This is a genomic window from Aeromicrobium sp. Leaf272 (assembly GCF_001422865.1).
Classification (GTDB): Bacteria; Actinomycetota; Actinomycetes; order Propionibacteriales; family Nocardioidaceae; genus Aeromicrobium.
Window position 1 is genome coordinate 84,941 of the sequence record NZ_LMMY01000014.1, and the last position, 18,230, is coordinate 103,170.

The following is an 18,230-nucleotide window of genomic DNA, read 5'->3' on the forward strand; positions in this document are numbered from 1 at the left end:
TCGCCCCCGCCCGACCCGAGCTGCTGTTCAACCAGCTCACCGGCGGCTCGAACACCACGATCTCGACCTACACGCCCATCCGGGTGGCCGCGGCGGTGGCCCGCAAGTCCCTGCTCGACGCCGCCGCGATCCTGCTCGGTGCCCAGGTCAGCAGCCTCACCACCAAGGGCGGCGCGATCTTCGACTCGCTCGGCTCGTCCGTCACGTACGGCCAGGCCGCGGCGAAGGCCGCCTCGCCGACCACCAAGGAGGTGGAGGTCGACCTCGACGACGCCCCCAAGCGGTCCGTCGTCGGCACGCCGCAGCGACGCATCGACGCCGTGGACGCCGTGACCGGTCGCAAGAAGTTCGCGATGGACCTCGACGTCCCCGACGCCCTGCCCGCCATGGTGTGCCGGGCACCCGACCTGAACGGCAAGCCGAAGAGCGTGCGCAACGCCGCGGAGGTGAAGGCCATGCCCGGCGTCACCCACGTGGGCGTGGTGCCGACCGGCGTGGCCGTCCGTGCCAGGACCTTCGGCCAGTGCATCGACGCCGTCCGCGCCCTCGACGTCGAGTGGAGCGAGGGCACGGTGCCGGGCAAGAAGGCCGACGACATCCTGGCCGAGCTCAAGGCCGCCGAGCTGCCGCTCGCCGTGCCGGCCCTCGGGGCGACGACGGTCGAGGGCAGCTTCACGTTCCACTTCCGCAGCGGGTCCGCGCTCGAGCCGAACTGCGCGATCGCCGACGTCCGCAAGGACTCCGCCGAGATCTGGAGCGGCCTCAAGTCGCCCATCGACGCGCAGTCCAAGATCGCCAAGATCCTCGGTCTGCCGCAGGGCAAGGTGAAGGTCAACGTCGTCACCGGCGGTGGCTCGTTCGGCCGCAAGCTGTTCAGCGACGGTGCCATCGAGGCCGCGGAGGTCTCCAAGGCCTTCGGCGTGCCGGTCAAGCTCATGTGGCACCGCGCCGACGAGCCGCGGCAGGGTCGGGTGCACCCGATGTCGACGTCGCGCGTGCGGGCGACGGTGCTGGGCGAGAGCATCGCGACCTTCGAGCAGCGCCACACGTCGGTCACCTGCGACTTCACCCACGGCCTCGGTGAACGCCTCACCGCGGAGGTCGCGGCCCTGCCGACCGGCCTGGCGAACCTGGGGTTCTCGGAGACGATCTTCCTGCTCACGCAGGAGATCCCGTACAACTTCGGCGTCACCACGCAGCTGCTGAACGAGACCAACTACGACTTCACCCGGTTCAACACCAGCTCCGTGCGCAACATCTACTCGCCCGACGTGCGGGTGGCGAACGAGCTGATCGTCGACCAGCTGGCGAACCGGCTGAAGAAGGACCCGGTCGCGTTCCGGCGTCAGTACACCAAGAGCGGCGTCGTCCGACGGGTGCTCGACCGTGCCGCCGAGCTGGGGGAGTGGGGCAAGTCGATGCCGGCCGGCACGGCCCAGGGTGTCGCGATCCACAAGGAGTACAAGGGCGCGACCGCCGTGGTGGTCGAGCTCGACTGCCGGCCCCAGACGGTGAACCGGAAGGTGCGCGACGCGGTCACCGGACCCCGGGTCACCAAGGCGACGATCGTCGTCGACTGCGGCCTGGCCATCAACCCGCTCGGCATCGAGGCCCAGATGATGGGTGGCTTCAGTGACGGCATGTCACAGGTCCTCACCTACGGCAACCACCTCGTCGACGGGCACTTCCTGGAGGCCAGCTGGGACAACTCGGCCTACACCCGTCAGTGGAACACCCCGCTCGAGTTCGTCTGCGAGGTCATGGAGTCCGACAGCACGGAGCCGGGTGGCATCGGGGAGGCCGGCGTCGCAGCGTCTGCGGCTGCGGTGGCGTGCGCCTACGCCCGGGCCACCGGGGAGATGCCCACCGAGTTCCCGATCAACTTCCGCGACCCGCTCCACTTCGAGCCCAAGTCCTTCGTCCCACCCGTCCCCGCGTCGCCGACCAACGGCCTCGACTTCGTCTCCTGAGGAGCCCTTCATGCCCAGCTACAGCTTTCAGCTCAACGGCGAGAAGGTCACCGTCGAGGTCGAGAAGGGCGTGCGCCTGCTCTGGGTGCTGCGCGACGTCCTCGGCGTCACGGGACCGAAGTACGGCTGCGGGATCAACGTCTGCAAGGCCTGCACCTCGCACCTCAACGGCAAGGCGTTCAACCCCTGCGCCGTGCCGGTCGACAAGCTCTCGGCCTCGGACGAGGTGACCACGATCGAGGGACTCGCCGACACGACGCCCGGTGACGACCTGCACCCGATGCAGCAGGCGTGGGTCGAGCGCGACGTCGCGCAGTGCGGCTACTGCCAGCCCGGTCAGATCATGGCGGCCGTCGCGCTGGTCGAGAAGGTGAAGCGCGAGGGCCGCGCCGTCACCGACGACGACCTCGACGCGATCCGCAACGTCTGCCGCTGCGGCACGTACACGCGCATCCGCGAGGCCGTGCGCGCCGGCGAGAAGCTGATGCGGTAGCCGTGGCCGTCGCGGACGACGTCCTCGCGAGCGCGGCTCGCTGGGCGCACGAGTCACCCGTGGCCCTCGCCACGGTGGTGGGCACGTCGGGGTCGGCTCCTCGACTCCCCGGTGCGGCCATGGTGGTCTCGGTCGACGGGGAGGTCGCCGGGTCGGTCTCCAGCGGGTGCGTGGAGGCCGCCGTGTTCGACCTCGCCGAGAACACCCTGGCCACGGGTGCGCCCAGCCTGCGCACCTTCGGCTTCGCCGCCGACGAGGTGTTCGACGTCGGGCTCACGTGCGGCGGACGGATCGAGGTGTTCGTGCAGCGGCTCGACGTGGCCGCCGACCTGGAGAAGCTCGCGAAGCGCGCCGCCGCCGGGACCGCCTCGGCCCTGGTGACCGTGCTGGAGCATCCGGACCCCGAAGCCGTGGGCACGCGGATCGTGGTGCTCCCCGACGTGGTCCCCGACGGCACCACGCTGGGTCCTGACCTCGAGCGGACGCTCGTGGACCGGGCGCGGGCGATGCTGTCGACGGGTGCCACCGGCCAGGTGCACTGCGGTGCGGACGGCTCGCTGCTCGAGACCGGTGTCCGAGCGTTCGTGCAGGTGTGGGCACCCGCCCCGCGTCTGCTGATCTTCGGAGCCGTGGACTTCGCCGGCGCCCTCGCCGGTGCCGGCCGCTTCCTGGGCTACGAGGTCACGGTCTGCGACGCGCGGCCCGTGTTCACCACGGCCGAGCGCTTCCCGCAGGCGCACCGGGTGGTCGTCGACTGGCCCCACCGCTACCTCGAGCAGGAGGCGGCGGCGGGTCGCGTCGATGCGCGGACGGCGGTCTGCGTGCTGACTCATGACGCGCGGTTCGACGTGCCCGTCCTGCGGCAGGCACTGCGCCTGCCCCGCGTCGGGTACGTGGGGGCGATGGGCTCGCGACGCACGCACCACGAGCGGATGGGGCGGCTGCGCGAAGAAGGCGTCACGGAGACGGAGCTGGCGCGACTGCGCTCGCCCCTCGGACTCGACCTCGGTGCCCAGACGCCTGAGGAGACGGCGCTCAGCATCGCAGCGGAGCTGGTGGCCGTGCGTCGGGGCGGCAGCGGTCGCCGGCTCGGCCAGATGGACGGGCCGATCCACGCCGATGCCAGCGTTCCAAGCCCGTCCGGACCGGTATCGGTAGGTCGGCCCTGAGCGTGCGCACGACGCGCTGAACCCTCGATTCGTCCGTACTGTCGAGACATGGTGACGACGAATGACACGAGGTCGGTGACGACTCACGGCGGGGAGCGCTGGCTGGCGTTCACGGTCCTGGCGGCGGCGATCCTCGAGGTGGTGGCACCCGTGGTCACGATCAACGGGCCGGGCAGCTCGCCCGGAGCCGGGTCGGGCCCGGAGCTGCTGATCACCCCGGTCGGCTGGGCGTTCTCGATCTGGGGCGTGATCTACACCCTCGCGATCGCACAGTCCGTCGCCGTGCTGGTGAGAGGTGCGCACGCGGTTCCACGACGTCTGCAGGTCGATCTCACGGTGCTGTACCTCGGTGGAGCGGTGTGGATCGTGCTGGCGGGACTCGACAGCAGCCTGGCGACCGCCGGTGCGCTGCTCGTGATGTTCGTGGCCGCGATCGATGCCGTGCTCACCACCGCGCGCTCGACGTTCGAGCCGGGGTGGTTCTCCGTGCTCACGCGTGCGTCCGTGGGTCTCTACGCCGGCTGGGTCACCGCCGCGTTCTTCCTCAACGTCTCGACGGCGATGGTCGACGCCGGGCTCGTCGAGGCGGACGAGCTGCCCTGGCAGCTGGCCGTGCTGGCCGTCGCCGCCGTGGTGCTGCTCGCCGTGCTCGTGCGGACCGGTGGCATCGTGGCGTACGCCGCGGCCGGTACCTGGGCCATGGTCGGGATCGCCGTCACCGGCAACGCCGACGGCACCACGGGAGTGCTCGTGGCCGCGTTGGTCGCGGCCGCAGTGATCGTCGTCGTGACGGCCGCCCTGGTCGCTCGACGGCCCGCTGACGCCTGAGTCCTGGAGGTCAGGCCGGGAGGAAGACCTCCGCGAGCCGGCGCCGCACGTCATGCTGGTCGATCGGGGCACCGGCGTCGCTCGTCAGCGCCGCGGAGAGCCGCCTCGGCCACGCCACCCGTACGTCGCGCGTGACGAAGTCGCCCCCGATCAGGGGCCAGTCGGCGTCGACGAAGCACAGGGCCGCGTGGACGGGAACCTGGTCGCCGACGACATCTCGGACGAGGCCGGCCTGCTTCAGCACGCTGTCGACCAGACGGGTGCAGTTGCGGCTCCCCACGTAGAGCTTCTCCACGCGAGGACGGATCACGCCCCCTTCCACGCTGAGCCGGGGTCGCCCGGTGTAGCGCTTCGCGTCGATCACCCAGACCCCCGCTGCGGTGACGGCGAGGTGGTCGATGTTCGCGCGGGACTCGGGGACCTGGCGATCGTGGAGCGCGAGCACGCCGCGGTCGACGAGGTCGTCGAGCATCCTGCCCACCCGCTCCTCGCCCACGGCGCCCCTGGACCAGGCCGCGGTGCTCTGGGGCTCGCTCGACAGTGCGACCGCCAGGCCACCGAGCCGGCCCCACCGCTCGCGCAGTCGCTTCTCGTGGTTGGACCGGCGGCGTTCGTGCTCACGACGTGCGGACGCACCGGCCGATCCGGATGCGACGTCGGACGGTTCGACGTCCTGAGCAGCTGGTGGGGCCGCAGCCTCCGCCGCGGCCGGCGGCTGCGCCGGTCCGGACGCCCAGCAGTCGATGCAGCGCACGGTCCTGCTGGACCGTTCGTAGATCGCTGGTTCGCGCGCCGGCAGGTGTGCGTCGCACAGTCTGCAGGTCCCTGCGTAGCGCAGGCGCATGCGCTTGTCGGTGTCGCTGGTCGACGCACGGTGCCTGCCCGCGACGATGTCACCTGATGCCATGAGCCACTCCCATCGCTCGGCATGGACGAGCACGGTACGACGGGTCGCGGTCGGGCCGCAGGCGTTCGCGCGATGCGACCGGGAATAGTGGGGGAGGGTCGGACCTTGAAGTAGATGAACGTTGAACTACATTGGCCTCGAATCGGAAGGCGGCCGCCATGACGACCCACTCCCACGGCGCGAGCACGGCGTCGAGCACCTCTTCGAGCACCGGGGCGACCCATGACGTCGTCTTCGGGCTCGACACCTTCGGCGACATCCCCCAGGGCGCGGACGGTGAGCTGCTCTCGCACGCCGACGCGATCCGTCAGGTGGTCGACGAGGCGGTGCTGGCCGACCAGGTGGGCGTCGACGTGATCGCCCTCGGTGAGCACCACCGGTCCGACTTCGCGATCTCCAGCCCGGAGACCGTGCTGGCCGGCATCGCCACGCGAACGGAGCGCATCAAGCTCGCCTCGGGCGTCACCGTGCTGTCGTCGGACGACCCGGTTCGGGTGTTCCAGCGCTTCGCCACCCTCGACGCACTGTCGAACGGTCGGGCACAGGTCATCCTCGGTCGAGGCTCGTTCACCGAGTCGTTCCCGCTGTTCGGCTACGACCTGGCCGACTACGACACGCTCTTCGAGGAGAAGATCGAGCTCTTCGCCGAGCTGCTGAAGGAAGAGCCCGTCACCTGGAGCGGCAGCACGCGCGCCGCCCTCGCGGACGCCGACGTCTACCCCAAGACCGACTCCGGACGTCTCGACACCTGGGTCGGGGTCGGTGGGTCGCCGCAGTCCGTGGTCCGCACCGCGAAGTACGGCCTGCCGCTCATGATCGCGATCATCGGCGGACCGGCCGACCGCTTCGCCCCCTACCTGGACCTGTACCGCCGGGCTGCCGAGAAGTTCGGAACCACGGCGCACCCGGTCGGGATGCACTCGCCGGGCTTCGTGGCCGACACGGACGCGGCCGCCGCGAAGATCGCCTGGCCGCACTTCAAGGCGTCGCGCGACCGCATCGGCCGCGACCGCGGCTGGCCGCCGGTCACACCGCGCGACTACGAGCGCGAGATCGAGCACGGCTCCCTCTACCTGGGCTCCCCGGAGACGGTCGCGACCAAGATGGCGGCCGCGATCAGGACGCTGGGGGTCGGTCGCTTCGACATGATCTACACGACCGGCTCCACGCCGGCGGCCGACCGGCTGCGCTCGGTCGAGCTCTACGGCACCGAGGTCATCCCGCGTGTCCGCGAGCTGCTCGCTGCCGACGCCGTGGTTCCGGCGGGGGTGCAGGCGTGACCACCGTCGGCATCCTGGGCGCCGGCAAGGTCGGCACGGTGCTGGCAAGGCTCGCCGTCGCGGCCGGTCACGACGTCCTCGTCGCGGGGTCGGGTCCTGCCGAGGACATCGAGCTGACGGTCGACGTGCTCGCGCCCGGCGCCGTGGCCACGACCGCCGCCGACGCCGCGGCCAGGGCCGACCTCGTGGTCCTCGCCCTGCCGCTCGGCAAGTACCGGTCCATCCCGGTGGCCGCGCTCGTCGGCAAGGTCGTGGTCGACGCCATGAACTACTGGTGGGAGGTCGACGGCGTGCGCGACGACCTGACCGACCCCCGCACGTCCACGAGCGAGATCGTGCAGGCGTTCCTCGCCGGTGCCGACGTCGTCAAGGCGTTCAACCACATGGGCTACCACGACCTCGAGGACGGCGCCCTGCCCGCAGGTGCGCCCGGACGTCGAGCCATCGCGGTCGCCGGCGACTCCGCCGACGCCGTCTCCCGTGTGGCCGCACTGGTCGACGACCTGGGCTTCGACCCTGTCGTCATCGGCGGACTGGCCGACGGAGTCCGGCTGGAGCCGGGCACCGAGCCGTTCGGCGCGAACGTCGGGGCCGACGAGCTGCGGACGATGGTGGCGCGCTTCGCGGAATCCACCCGCGGCCGCGAGGTCGTGGCCGCCCGCACCTGACGTTCGGGTCGGTTCAGGCGGGGTCGTCGGGCAGCTCGGCGTACCGCTTCTTCACGTCGTTGTACCAGCCGAGCGACTTGCGGGGCCGGCGCCAGCGACCCTTCATGTCGTCACGGGCGGGCTGGTGGGCGGCGTCCCCCGCCTTCTCGCGCTCCTTCAGGTGCGCGTCCTGGGCGACGATCACCTCGTCGGCGGTCTCCCCGGAGTGCACGAGGTCGCACGGTCCGCCGAGGTCCTGGCACGTCATGCTCTTCATGGGTCCATCCTTTCGCAGCACCTCCCGCCGGGGAAGTGGGTCGTCGTGTCACACGCTCGGTCCGGCGTGCGTCATGGTGGTGACGATCCGGACGACGAAAGTGTGACGACGTGCCCTCCGACGACATCCTCACCGCCGCCTTCGAGGCCGAACGCCCGCGGCTGCTGCGGCTGGCTGCGCGCATCCTCTCCGACCACGACGCCGCGCAGGACGTGGTCCAGCACGCGTGGCTGCGTCTGCACGGCACGGAGCAGCCGATCGACAACCTGCCGGGATGGCTGACCACGGTCACGTCACGCCTCTGCCTCGACCGGCTCCGAGCGCGCACGCCGATCCCCGTGGAGGACGTTGATCCGGGCGGCACGGTGGCCGACCCGGTCGACGAGGTGGTGCTCGCCGACACCGTCGGGATCGCGCTGCAGGTGGTGCTCGACCGGCTCACCCCGGCCGAGCGGGTGTCGTTCGTGCTGCACGACAGCTTCGCCTTCGACTTCGCGACGATCGCCGCCATGCTCGACACGACCCCGGCCGCGGCGCGCAAGCTCGCCTCGCGGGCACGGGCGAAGGTGAGCGCGCCCGTGCCCGAGGACCGGCTCGCCGCCTGGGAGGTGGTCGACGCGTTCATGGCGGCGGCGAAGGAGGGAGACCTCGAGCGGCTGCTCGAGCTGCTCGCCCCGGGCGTGGTCGTGGAGGGCGACGCCGCGGCCGTGGCCCTGGGCACGCCGAGCCGGCTCGACGGTGCCGGCGACGTCGCGGGCTTCTTCCGGGGTGGGGCGCACGCCGCCTTCCCGGTCTTCGTCGGAGACCGTCCCGGCGCTGCATGGATCCACCGCGGCGAGGCGAAGGTCGCCTTCGACTTCACGATCGAGGACGGGCGAGTGCGCGGCATCGTGTTCCGGGCTGACGCCGGGGTCCTGGCGATGGTGCGACGACGTGCCGCAGGGGACCCGGTCTGAACGAAGGTCTTGGCAGGACGGCCGAGAACTGGTACACACGTACTGGTCTGTTACTGGTACGGACGCACCAGTTATCCGGAGGTCCCCATGGTCACTCGTTCCCGGTCACTGCTCGTCGCCGCCACCACCGCGCTCGTGCTGGGAGCGCTCGGCGCGCCGGCGAACGCCGCGGAGGCAGAGCCCGAGACCACGAAGGTGCGGGTGACCACGAGCACCGGCGCGTCGCTCGCGGCGGCGGTCAGCGGCGCTGCGCCCCTGCAGGCGCGACCGACGGTCGTCGAGTTCACGCCCTACGGCGAGCGCGGGGCCAGCTTCAGCGTGGGGGAGGAGTACAACTTCCTCACCGTCCAGATCCGCGGCACGGGTGACAGCGGCGGTGGGTTCGACGTCCTCGGGCCGAAGACGCAGCGCGACGTGCGCGACACCCTCGCGTGGGCATGCTCCCAGCCCTGGAGCGACGGCCGTCTCGCCGTGGTCGGGTTCTCGGCCAGCGCGATCACCTACTTCAACTCCCAGCACCAGGAGCTGCCGTGCGTGAAGGCCGCCGTCATGCGGTCGGGCACGTTCGAGCTGTACCGCGACCTGCTGGTCCCCGGCGGCGTCCCCAACTCGGTCCCCGGACTCGCCGTGCTCTCGGCCATCGGCGGCCTCGCGCTCGTCCAGGCCGACCAGCGTCTCTCCCGCGACCCGCTGTCCGGCACCGAGACCGTGCTCGGGCTGCTCGGCTCCGGACTCAGTGCGGGACTGCTCAACCCCACGCTGAACACCTACTGGAAGGAGCGCGGGTTCCGCGGCGACGCGAACGAGGTGCCCACGCTCCTCATCGACGGCGTCTTCGACGTCGAGCCGCGCGGCGACTACCAGGCGTTCCAGCAGCTGCAGGCGCAGGGCACGCCGGCGCAGCTGCTCGTGGTCGGTGCCCACGACGGCGCCCCACGCGGGACCGATCACGGTGCCGCGCAGATCGACAAGTGGCTCGACCGATGGGTGCTCGGCGTCCAGAACGGCGTGGAGGACGAGCCGGCGGTGCAGATGCTCGTGGCCGACGGCGGTCGTGAGCAGTTCCTGGACGGACAGTTCCTCCGCTACGACGGGTCGTCGTGGCCGCTGCCAGGAACGTCGTGGACGCCGCTCTCCCTGTCCGCGAAGCGAGCCGGGACGAGCGCCTCGCCCAAGGACGGCAGCCTGACGATCGAGCCCGACGCGACGACGAGTCGGCAGTCGTACGCCGCCTTCACGTCGCTCCCGACGCAGGTCGATCCGCACACCATCTCCACGCTGGGCGCACCGCTCAACCAGCTCACCACGTGGATCCCGTTCCTGACCGACATGAAGCTGACGAACCTGACCGGGCTCACCTTCACGTCGGCCCCGCTGAAGGAGTCGGTGACGGCCATCGGTCCGGGCACGCTCGACGTCCGACTCTCCACCAGCGGCGTCTCCACGCCGATCTGGGCCGTGGTCTCCGACGTCTGGCCCGACGGCACGACCCACCCCATGACCGTCGGACGGCTCAACTCGGCGTTCCCGGGCGTCGTCGAGGAGAAGTCGCTCTACTCCGACGGGAACCTGGTGCAGCCCTACGGCGACTACAGCAACCCGAGGCTCGCGCTCCCCGGCGCCGCCCGCGACTACCACGTGGAGCTGTGGCCGATCGCCAACCGCTTCAAGGCAGGGCACCGCATCCAGGTCTCCCTCGTGGGGCAGTCGGCGCTGTCGCTCCCATCGATCCCCGCCCTCAACACCGTCACGATCGGGAAGGGGTCGGGCTCTCGACTCATGCTGCCGACCGTGCCGGAGTCGGACCTGGCGGCCGCCCTGCGGTAGCGGGTCGCCCGCGCCACGACACAGGATTCTGCGTTCCCGCGCGAAGGCCGGTTCGATGCTGCGTCCGCGACGGGATCCCGTCACGAACGCAGCATCGTTCGGCGTCTCGCGCGCGAAGGTAGAATCGTGCGTCCGGTGGGTGGGACGGGGGCGCCACCCACCGAGCGGCGTCAGGGGGTGCGCAGCACCTTCTCCATCGGGCGACCCTTCGCCAGCTCGTCCACGAGCTTGTCGAGGTAGCGCACCCGCAGCATGAGCGGGTCCTCGATCTCGGCGATCTTCACGCCGCAGATCGAGCCCGTGATCAGCGAGGCGTTCGGGTGCAGCGAAGCCTGGTCGAAGAACTCCTTGAACGTCGTCCCCGACGCGAGGTGCTGGGCGATCGCGTCGTCGTCGAAGCCGGTGAGCCACGTGACCACCTCGTGGAGCTCGGCCACGGTGCGGCCCTTCTTCTCCACCTTCGTCACGTAGTGCGGGTACACCGAGCCGAACGGCATCGACGCGATCTTGTGTGCCATGCCCGCAGCGTAGACCGCGGTGGGGACGGGTGAGCCGACACGACGACGCCGCCGCCCACGTGGGGCGACGGCGTCGTGTCGAGGAACGGTCAGGCGGCCGCGGGCACGTCCACGCGCTCGGGCTCGGTCGCCTTCGGCTTGCGGTCCGGCAGGGCGAAGTGGCAGATCTTCTTCGCGACGCTGAACAGCTGCTTGTGCAGCGGCCCTGTGTTGTACTCGATGCCGTAGCGCTCGCAGATCTCCTGGACCTCGACCGAGATGGCGCGGTAGCGGCGCGCCGGGATGTCGGGGAACAGGTGGTGCTCGATCTGGTGCGACAGGTTGCCCGACAGCATGTGGAGCAGGTCGCCGCCGCTGATGTTGGCCGAGCCGAGCAGCTGACGGTAGTACCAGTGCCCGCGCGACTCGTCCTCGCACTCCTCCTCGGTGAAGGTGGCGACGCCGGCCGGGAAGTGACCGCAGAAGATGATGTTGAAGGCCCACACGTTGCGGATGAGGTTGGCGGTGACGTTGCCGGCGAAGGTCAGCGGGAACAGCGGACCGGTGAGCGCGGGGAAGACCAGGTAGTCCTTCAGGGCCTGCTTCTTCACCTTCTTCATGATCGCGGAGTGCATGTGCGCGTTCTCCTCGATCTTGCGCTTGCCCTTGACGATGTTCTCGACCTCGAGGTCGTGCATCGCCACGCCCCACTCGAAGAACAGCATGAGCAGCACGGCGTAGACCGGGTTGCCGAGGTAGTACGGGTGCCACGGCTGGTCCTCGTCCATGCGCAGGATGCCGTAGCCGATGTCACGGTCCTTGCCGAGGATGTTGGTGAACGTGTGGTGGATGTAGTTGTGGCTGTACTTCCACTGCTCGCCGGGGCACACGTTGTCCCAGTCGTAGATGCGCGAGCTGAGGTTCGGGTCGCCCATCCAGTCGTACTGGCCGTGCATGACGTTGTGGCCGATCTCCATGTTCTCGAGGATCTTGGANNNTCAGCGCGGCGACGGCGAGCGGCCAGGCCGGGGGCACGTAGAAGAGGGCGCGACCGGCGACCTCCAGCTGCTGCTGGCGCTTGACGACGTTGCGGATGTAGGTCGCGTCCTCCTCGCCGAGGTCGGCGAGGATGCGCTGGCGCAGGGCGTCCATCTCGTTGCCGAAGTCCTCGAGCTGCTCGGGGGTGAGGTTCGGGACCTTGGGGGCGGAGGCGCGGGTGCTGGACTTCTTCAGGCGGGGGACGAACGGGATCGTGGTCATGGCGGTTCCTTTCGACGAGGTCGTGGAGGCGGGTCGTGAGGTCAGAGGTCGACGGCGCAGCTGCCGACGGGCGCGGACACGCAGATGCGGACGTCCTCGTCGGGCAGCGACGACGTCTCGCCGGTGAGGATGTTGCGGACGGTGCCCTCGGTCTTGCGCGAGACGCACGAGAAGCAGATGCCCATGCGGCAGCCGAACTCCGGCGTCAGGCCGGCGGCCTCCGCCTGCTCGAGCAGGCTCGAGCCGTCGTTCGCGGCGGTGGAGCCGGCGACGTTGAACGCCACGGTGCCCTCGGCGTCCTCCTCGCGGGCGAACGCCGGCGGCTTGAAGAACTCCAGCCGCAGGCGCGGCGAGTCGCCGTAGGCTTCCTGGACGAGCTCGACGAGCCCGGCCGGGCCACACACCCACGTGTCGAGGTCGGTGAAGTCGCCGACCATGAGCCGCAGCTCCTCGGGGTCGAACAGGTGGGGCCCGTAGCGCAGGTGCACCGTGACGCCGTTGTCGTTGGCGGCGATCTCGGCGAGCTCCTCGGCGAAGATCTGGTCCTCGGGGGAGCGGGCGTAGTGCACGAACGTGACCTTGCGCTGCGCGTGGTGGTCGTACCCGTCGCGCAGGAGCGTCCGCACGTGCGACATGACCGGGGTGATGCCGGAGCCGCCCGAGATCATCACGAGGTGGTTGTTGGTCGGCGTCGCGGCGCTCTCGTGCATCGTGAAGTCGCCCTCGGCCTGGCTGAGGTGGAGGATCAGGCCGGGCTGGGCCTCGCGCACGAGGTGCTTGGAGACGACGCCCTCCTCGTGGGCGCGCACGGTGATCGTGAACTGCTCGCCGGGGAGCGACGCGGCCGAGGAGATGGAGAAGCAGCGGGTCGTGCGACGGCCGTCGATCTCGAGTCCGACCTGCACGTACTGGCCGGAGCGGTGACCGCGCCACGTGCTCGTCGGCTCGAGCGTGAGCGTGGCGACCGGGTGCTCGCCGTCCGTCTCGCGCTTCACGTCCACGACCTGGGCACGCACGTCGGTCGCGGCCCACATGGGGTTGACCTGGCGCAGGTAGTGGTCGACGCCGTGCGGAGACGTCAGGGACGCGAGCAGGCGCGAGCCGAGCACGCGCTGGGCGAGCGGAGGGAGGCCGGGCGTGGCGGTCGCCGTCATGGTCGGTCCTTCGCAGTTCGGGGTCGGGGCGAGGTGCGTTAGTGGACACCTGTCCACCAACTGTCGGTATGTGACACTCCGAATGTCAACGTGTTGCCCCTGTGACGGCAGGCACGTCGCGTGTTTGCGCAGGTCAGGCGGGGGCAACGGTGGTCACGTGTCCACCGACACAGGTACGCTCGGCCGCATGGAGGACCAGCCCGACGCCCTGCCCACGCGCACCGAGCGCAAGGAGCGCACCCGTCGCGCCATCCTCGACGCGGCCCTCGTGCTCACCGAGCAGAGCTCTCTCTCGGCCCTGTCGTTGCGGCACGTGGCCCGCGAGGTGGGCATCGCCCCCACGGCGTTCTACCGGCACTTCGTCTCGGCCGAGGACCTCGGCCTGGCCCTCGTCGACGAGTCGTTCTCGTCGTTGCGGCGCATGATCCGCGACGTGCGCAGCGCGGCGCCGTCGGTCGGGGGCGTGATCGGCCAGTCCGTCGACGTTCTCGTCGAGCGTGTCCGGTCCGACCCGGCGCACTTCGGCTTCATCAGCCGTGAACGAGTGGGGGGCGTGCCCGGGGTGCGCGCCGCCATCCGGCACGAGCTCGACCTGTTCGAGGCCGAGATCGCCACCGACTTCGCCAGGTTGCCCGGCGCCGTGCACTGGTCGAACGACGACCTGCGCACCTCGGCGGACCTCATCGTCACGGCGATGGTCGCGGCGGCCGAACGGCTCCTGCAGGGTCCACGGACCGCCGCCTTCGACCGCGAGGTCGCCCGGATGACGACCACGCAGCTGCGGATGCTGTCGATCGGCGCCATCCACTGGCGTTCCCGCCCCGAGGACCGGGGCGGAAGCGCTCAGATCCGGGCGACGGGCGGGTCGGAGAACTCGCCGGTGTAGTAGTCGTCGGGCTGGGTGAACGGCAGCGCCTTGCACTTGGGGGCCGGGCTGACCGTCTGCCGCGTGCCCGTGACGTCGGTGATCTCGAACGACGACCCCGTGAGGTCCTTCTGGGACTCGACGTGGCTCCACGAGGCCTTGAACAGGTCGATGCCCACGAAGTCCACCCCGACGGAGCCGGTCTCCTCGGTCTCGGCCACGTCGTACTCCAGGTCTCGCACGTTCGCCTTCTCGTCGAGCACGTCCTGCACGGGGTCGCCGCCGTCGGTCTGCTCGACCTCGTCGTCGAACTCGACGTCGACGTCGCCCTTCTTGAGGTTCCCGTCCTTGTCGCGGGGGAACATCTCGTCGATCCGGGGGCCCAGCTCGTCACGCAGCTCCGGGTGCTGGTCGAAGTCGAGGATCATCTCGGTGACGGTGGCCTTGCCCTCCTTGCTCTTCGTCTCGTAGGCGCCGCTGAGCCCGAACCCGTAGGGCAGGGCGACGGACAGGTCGATGCCGGCGCGGTTGATGCTGTCGAGGGCCTGGTCGTCGAGGGTGACGATGAGCTTGCCGAGCTTGCCGTCCGGCCCCCAGGTGACCGACGTCGAGGAGCTGCCCGCCCACTCGGCCCCGAGGGCGTCGCCGCCCTTCGCCCCGCCGCGGTCCTCCTGCTCGCCGTCCTTGCCGCCCTTCTTGTCCTTCGTCGCCTTGCCGCCCGCCTTCACGCCGATGAGGAAGCCGCCGAGGTCGGTGGACTTGTACGACGCCGTGAAGCTGCCGTCGGCCCAGTCGCGCTGCTCGACCTGGACCTCGCCGGTGTAGTCACCGGAGATGCCGGGCGTGATGCCTCCCGAGCCCTTGCCCTTGGACGTGGAGATGGGGAAGCTGACGCCGCCGGAGACCTTCACCTTGGATGACCGCACCGACGACGTCGCGAGGTCGTGGTGCTCCGGCTCGGTCTCCTGCAGCTCCTTCTTGCGCTCCATGAGCTTCTGCGCCTGCTGCACGTGGTACGGGTTCGGTGGGCACTGCCCGGGTCGGGGACAGATGGTGCTGGTCTGCATCAGGCCCTGGACGTTCGCGTCGATGGTCCGGTACTGCTGGTACCAGTCGAGCCACTCCTGGGCCTTCTCCATGTCGTGGAACTCGTAGGTCTGTCCCTTCTCGTACCCGGTGACACCGCCGACGCTGAAGTCGATGCCCTTGCCGCTGCCGGAGACCTCGCCGCCGACCTCGGTGCCCTCCAGCAGGTGCACCCGGACCCTTCCGTCGCCGAGGTCCTCGACGAGCATGCCGTCCGAGCTGCCGAACTTCACGAACAGGATGCGGACCTCGGAGCGGTCGACCTCGCTGTTGGAGGACGTCACGCACGGCGGCTCGATCCGGTCGTACGTGTCTCCCACGCAGGTGCCGAGTGCTCCGGCGGTCTTGGCGCGTGCCGCGCCCTCCGTCGCCGTGCGGTAGGCGTCCCACTCGGTCTGGCAGTCCTCGGGCACGTAGAGGTTGCGGCAGCCGACCTGCACGAGCGTGGGGTGCTCGCCGTCGATGGGTCCGCTCGACGGCTGCGCGTCCTTGCAGCGCGGGTCGGAGGGGTCCTCCGGGTTGAGGATCGGGGTGTCGGGATCGACCGGGTCGTCACCACCCGGCTGGTCGCCGCCCTCGCCCGGCTGCTCACCGTCCCCGCCCGGCTGCTCGCCGTCGGCGCAGGCCGCGCCGCCCCCGGCCGCCGCGAGGACCTTCGCGATGGCGCACCGGACCGTGGTGGTCACCTGGGGTGCCTTGGCGTGCACCGCGGTGACGCCCGCACCCACCAGCACCGCGGCGAGCACGACGACGCCGACGACCTCGAGGGTCCCCTGCCCGCGCGGTGCGCGCGGGGGAGGTGCGGTGGCCCGCTGGAGGAAGGCTGGCAGGACATGGCGGCGAGGGCCCGAGATCGACACACCTGGAACCTAGGTCCCGTCCCGGCCCGTCACGGAGGGCCCGCGGTCCCGCATCGGTCCTGGATCCACCCGGGCTCCGCGTCGTGTCGAGGGCCCAGGGGCCCGGCCGGCGGCGTCGCGCATCCCCCTCGGCGAGCACGGGATCCGTGACGATCCGGTGACATCGCCACGAGATCCTGGTCAGGCGCCCCCCGAGAGGGAGATGATCAGCAGGTGACCCATCCGCTTGATCCCCTCACGTCCGACGAGTTCCGCGCGACCACGGCCCTGCTCTCCGCCGAGCACGGCGTGGGGGAGGGATGGCGCTACTGCTCGATCGAAGGACTCCAGCCGGCCAAGGCCGACCTCGACATCTACGCCGCCGACGGCACCGTCCCCGCCCGGGTCGTGGAGGTGCTCTGCCTCGAGCAGGCCACCAACCGGACCTTCCGCGGCCGGGTCGACCTCTCCGCCGACGCCGTGCTGAGCTTCGAGCACGTGCCGGGTGTGCAGGCCAACTTCACCGTGGACGAGTGGGAGGAGGCCGACGCCGCCCTGCGCGCCCACCCCGACGTGATCGCGGCGCTGGCGAAGCGGGGCATCACCGACCTCTCGCTGGTCTTCATGGACACCTGGACCTACGGCGACGCCGTGATGCCCGAGCAGTGGAAGGACCGGCGCATCGGCTGGTCCGACACCTGGGTGAGGGCCGCCGAGGGCGCCAACCCCTACGCCGGTCCCGTGAACGGCCTGCACTGCGTGATCGACATCAACACGATGGAGCTCCTGGCGATCGAGGACACGCACACCGTGTCGCGGCCCGACGTGATGGGCGAGTACGTGCCTCGCCACGTGCCCGACCGGCTGAAGGGCCACCGGCCGCCGCGCAAGCCGCTCGAGATCACCCAGCCCGAGGGCATCGGCTTCGAGGTCGACGGGCACGAGCTGCGGTGGCAGAACTGGACCATGCGGGTCGGGTTCAACCACCGCGAGGGCATGACCATCAACGCCGTCACCTACGACGACGCCGGCCGCACGCGCCAGGTGGCCCACCAGCTGAGCTTCGCCGAGATGGTCGTCCCCTACCGCGACCCGAGCGTCGACCACTACCGGCGCACCGCCTTCGACATCGGCGAGTGGGGACTGGGCTTCATGACCCAGTCGCTCGAGCTCGGCTGCGACTGCCTGGGCGAGATCCGCTACCTCGACGCCGTCATGCACGACAGCGCGGGCGAGCCGTACACGATCACGAACGCGATCTGCCTGCACGAGGAGGACAGTGCGATCGGCTGGAAGCACGTCGACCACGACTCCGGCGCCGAGGTCCGCCGCCAGCGCCGGTTCGTGGTCTCGTTCCACGTGACCGTCGCCAACTACGAGTACATCGTCTACTGGCGGTTCTACGAGGACGGCAACATCGAGTGCGAGGTGCGCGCCACCGGCATCATGGTCGTCACGCACGTGGAGGAGGGTCAGGCCCACCCGCACGGCACCCTGGTCGACGAGCGGACGTACGCGCCGTACCACCAGCACTTCCTCGTCGCGCGGCTCGACCTCGAGCCCGACGGCCGCACCAACACGGTGCAGCGCAGCGAGACGGTGATCGACCCCATCGGACCCGAGAACCCGCTGGGTCTCGGCATCCGGCAGGTCAGCACGCCGATCGACGTCGAGGGTCACGACGACTTCAGGTGGGAGAGCCAGCGGGCCTGGAAGGTCGTCAACGAGCGGTCGCTCAACGGCCTGGGCACCCCGGTCGCCTACAAGCTGGTGCCCGGCGGCGCGATCCCGTCGTTCTTCCACCCGGAGTCGCCGGTGTTCCAACGGGCCCAGGTGATCGGCCACACGGTGTGGGTGACCCCGCACGACGCCGACGAGCGCTGGCCCGCGGGCGAGTTCGTCAACCAGAGCAAGGACGACCACGGGCTGCCCGAGTGGGTGCAGCAGGGCCGCTCGACCACCGACACCGACGTGGTGCTCTGGTACGTCTTCGGCATCCACCACATCACGCGCCCCGAGGACTGGCCCGTGATGCCGGCCGACATCGTCTCCTTCTGGCTCAAGCCCGTCGGCTTCTTCGACCGCAACCCCTCGCTCGACGTGGAGCCGGCCTCGTCGAGCTCCTGCCACACCGAGGGCGACGCGTCCTCACAGGGCTCGCACTGCCACTAGTCG

At 70.5% G+C, this 18,230-nt stretch carries 16 protein-coding genes; 10 read left to right on the forward strand and 6 right to left on the reverse strand.

Annotated elements, in window-relative coordinates:
* The 4 genes from ASF38_RS13270 to ASF38_RS13285 all read left to right on the forward strand — a co-directional run.
* The coding region (locus tag ASF38_RS13270; RefSeq protein WP_235497715.1) for a molybdopterin cofactor-binding domain-containing protein at nt 1–1,970 on the forward strand (1,970 nt) is incomplete at its 5' end.
* A 10-nt stretch (nt 1,971–1,980) separates the two neighbouring features.
* Nucleotides 1,981–2,463 (forward strand): (2Fe-2S)-binding protein, encoded by a 483-nt coding sequence (locus tag ASF38_RS13275; protein WP_055966728.1) that lies wholly within the window; start codon nt 1,981–1,983, stop codon nt 2,461–2,463.
* Nucleotides 2,464–2,465: 2 nt separating this feature from the next.
* Complete coding sequence (locus tag ASF38_RS13280; protein WP_235497717.1) at nt 2,466–3,632, forward strand: XdhC family protein; 1,167 nt, start codon at nt 2,466–2,468, stop codon at nt 3,630–3,632.
* Nucleotides 3,633–3,680: 48 nt separating this feature from the next.
* Nucleotides 3,681–4,460, forward strand: coding sequence for a hypothetical protein (locus tag ASF38_RS13285; protein WP_056576625.1), 780 nt, complete (start codon nt 3,681–3,683; stop codon nt 4,458–4,460).
* Between the two features lie 10 nt (nt 4,461–4,470).
* Here the strand turns inward: ASF38_RS13285 and ASF38_RS13290 are convergent, their stop codons facing one another.
* Nucleotides 4,471–5,214 carry a nuclease-related domain-containing protein gene (locus ASF38_RS13290; RefSeq protein ID WP_235497719.1) on the reverse strand — a complete coding sequence of 248 codons (744 nt, stop codon included), beginning with the start codon at nt 5,212–5,214 and terminating at the stop codon, nt 4,471–4,473.
* Nucleotides 5,215–5,525: 311 nt separating this feature from the next.
* Here ASF38_RS13290 and ASF38_RS13295 point away from each other — a divergent pair, with 311 nt between their 5' ends.
* Nucleotides 5,526–6,647, forward strand: a complete 1,122-nt coding sequence (locus ASF38_RS13295; RefSeq protein ID WP_082480759.1) for an LLM class flavin-dependent oxidoreductase — start codon at nt 5,526–5,528, stop codon at nt 6,645–6,647.
* The gene (locus tag ASF38_RS13300; protein WP_055966733.1) at nt 6,644–7,315 is read left to right on the forward strand and encodes an NADPH-dependent F420 reductase; all 672 of its coding nucleotides are present in this window, start codon (nt 6,644–6,646) and stop codon (nt 7,313–7,315) included. Before ASF38_RS13295 ends, ASF38_RS13300 begins: the two co-directional genes overlap by 4 nt.
* A 13-nt stretch (nt 7,316–7,328) precedes the next feature.
* Here ASF38_RS13300 and ASF38_RS13305 read toward each other — a convergent pair whose 3' ends face one another.
* The gene (locus ASF38_RS13305) at nt 7,329–7,571 is read right to left on the reverse strand and encodes a hypothetical protein (protein ID WP_055966737.1); all 243 of its coding nucleotides are present in this window, start codon (nt 7,569–7,571) and stop codon (nt 7,329–7,331) included.
* A gap of 110 nt (nt 7,572–7,681) precedes the next feature.
* Here ASF38_RS13305 and ASF38_RS13310 point away from each other — a divergent pair, with 110 nt between their 5' ends.
* Nucleotides 7,682–8,527 (forward strand): sigma factor, encoded by an 846-nt coding sequence (locus ASF38_RS13310; protein WP_235497722.1) that lies wholly within the window; start codon nt 7,682–7,684, stop codon nt 8,525–8,527.
* An 87-nt stretch (nt 8,528–8,614) separates the two neighbouring features.
* Nucleotides 8,615–10,354, forward strand: coding sequence for a CocE/NonD family hydrolase (locus ASF38_RS13315; protein WP_055966741.1), 1,740 nt, complete (start codon nt 8,615–8,617; stop codon nt 10,352–10,354).
* Nucleotides 10,355–10,524: 170 nt separating this feature from the next.
* On the opposite strand, the gene ASF38_RS13320 is transcribed toward ASF38_RS13315, so the two are convergent.
* The 3 genes from ASF38_RS13320 to ASF38_RS13330 all read right to left on the reverse strand — a co-directional run bounded on the left by ASF38_RS13320 (nt 10,525) and on the right by ASF38_RS13330 (nt 13,265).
* Complete coding sequence (locus ASF38_RS13320) at nt 10,525–10,872, reverse strand: DUF2200 domain-containing protein (protein ID WP_056553804.1); 348 nt, start codon at nt 10,870–10,872, stop codon at nt 10,525–10,527.
* Between the two features lie 89 nt (nt 10,873–10,961).
* A partial coding sequence (locus ASF38_RS13325) for an acyl-CoA desaturase (protein ID WP_235497724.1) occupies nt 10,962–11,846 on the reverse strand: 885 nt, incomplete at its 5' end.
* A 306-nt stretch (nt 11,847–12,152) separates the two neighbouring features.
* Nucleotides 12,153–13,265, reverse strand: a complete 1,113-nt coding sequence (locus ASF38_RS13330; RefSeq protein ID WP_056576628.1) for a ferredoxin reductase — start codon at nt 13,263–13,265, stop codon at nt 12,153–12,155.
* Between the two features lie 187 nt (nt 13,266–13,452).
* Between ASF38_RS13330 and ASF38_RS13335 the strand changes: the two genes are divergently transcribed.
* Nucleotides 13,453–14,151, forward strand: coding sequence for a TetR family transcriptional regulator (locus tag ASF38_RS13335; RefSeq protein WP_082480760.1), 699 nt, complete (start codon nt 13,453–13,455; stop codon nt 14,149–14,151).
* On the opposite strand, the gene ASF38_RS13340 is transcribed toward ASF38_RS13335, so the two are convergent.
* On the reverse strand, nt 14,109–16,076 hold the full coding sequence (locus ASF38_RS13340; protein ID WP_055966749.1) for a hypothetical protein: 1,968 nt from the start codon (nt 16,074–16,076) through the stop codon (nt 14,109–14,111). The two genes, ASF38_RS13335 and ASF38_RS13340, sit on opposite strands and share 43 nt — an antisense overlap.
* A gap of 213 nt (nt 16,077–16,289) precedes the next feature.
* Between ASF38_RS13340 and ASF38_RS13345 the strand changes: the two genes are divergently transcribed.
* Nucleotides 16,290–18,227, forward strand: a complete 1,938-nt coding sequence (locus tag ASF38_RS13345; RefSeq protein WP_056576629.1) for a primary-amine oxidase — start codon at nt 16,290–16,292, stop codon at nt 18,225–18,227.
* Nucleotides 18,228–18,230: the final 3 nt, after the last annotated feature.

Bases quoted from the DNA above. Each gene is read 5' to 3' on its own strand.
- ASF38_RS13295 (WP_082480759.1), top strand. From the start codon at position 5,526: ATGACGACCCACTCCCACGGCGCGAGCACGGCGTCGAGCACCTCTTCG.
- ASF38_RS13305 (WP_055966737.1), bottom strand. From the start codon at position 7,571: ATGAAGAGCATGACGTGCCAGGACCTCGGCGGACCGTGCGACCTCGTG.
- ASF38_RS13285 (WP_056576625.1), top strand. From the start codon at position 3,681: ATGGTGACGACGAATGACACGAGGTCGGTGACGACTCACGGCGGGGAG.
- ASF38_RS13320 (WP_056553804.1), bottom strand. From the start codon at position 10,872: ATGGCACACAAGATCGCGTCGATGCCGTTCGGCTCGGTGTACCCGCAC.
- ASF38_RS13335 (WP_082480760.1), top strand. From the start codon at position 13,453: ATGGAGGACCAGCCCGACGCCCTGCCCACGCGCACCGAGCGCAAGGAG.
- ASF38_RS13275 (WP_055966728.1), top strand. From the start codon at position 1,981: ATGCCCAGCTACAGCTTTCAGCTCAACGGCGAGAAGGTCACCGTCGAG.
- ASF38_RS13330 (WP_056576628.1), bottom strand. From the start codon at position 13,265: ATGACGGCGACCGCCACGCCCGGCCTCCCTCCGCTCGCCCAGCGCGTG.
- ASF38_RS13315 (WP_055966741.1), top strand. From the start codon at position 8,615: ATGGTCACTCGTTCCCGGTCACTGCTCGTCGCCGCCACCACCGCGCTC.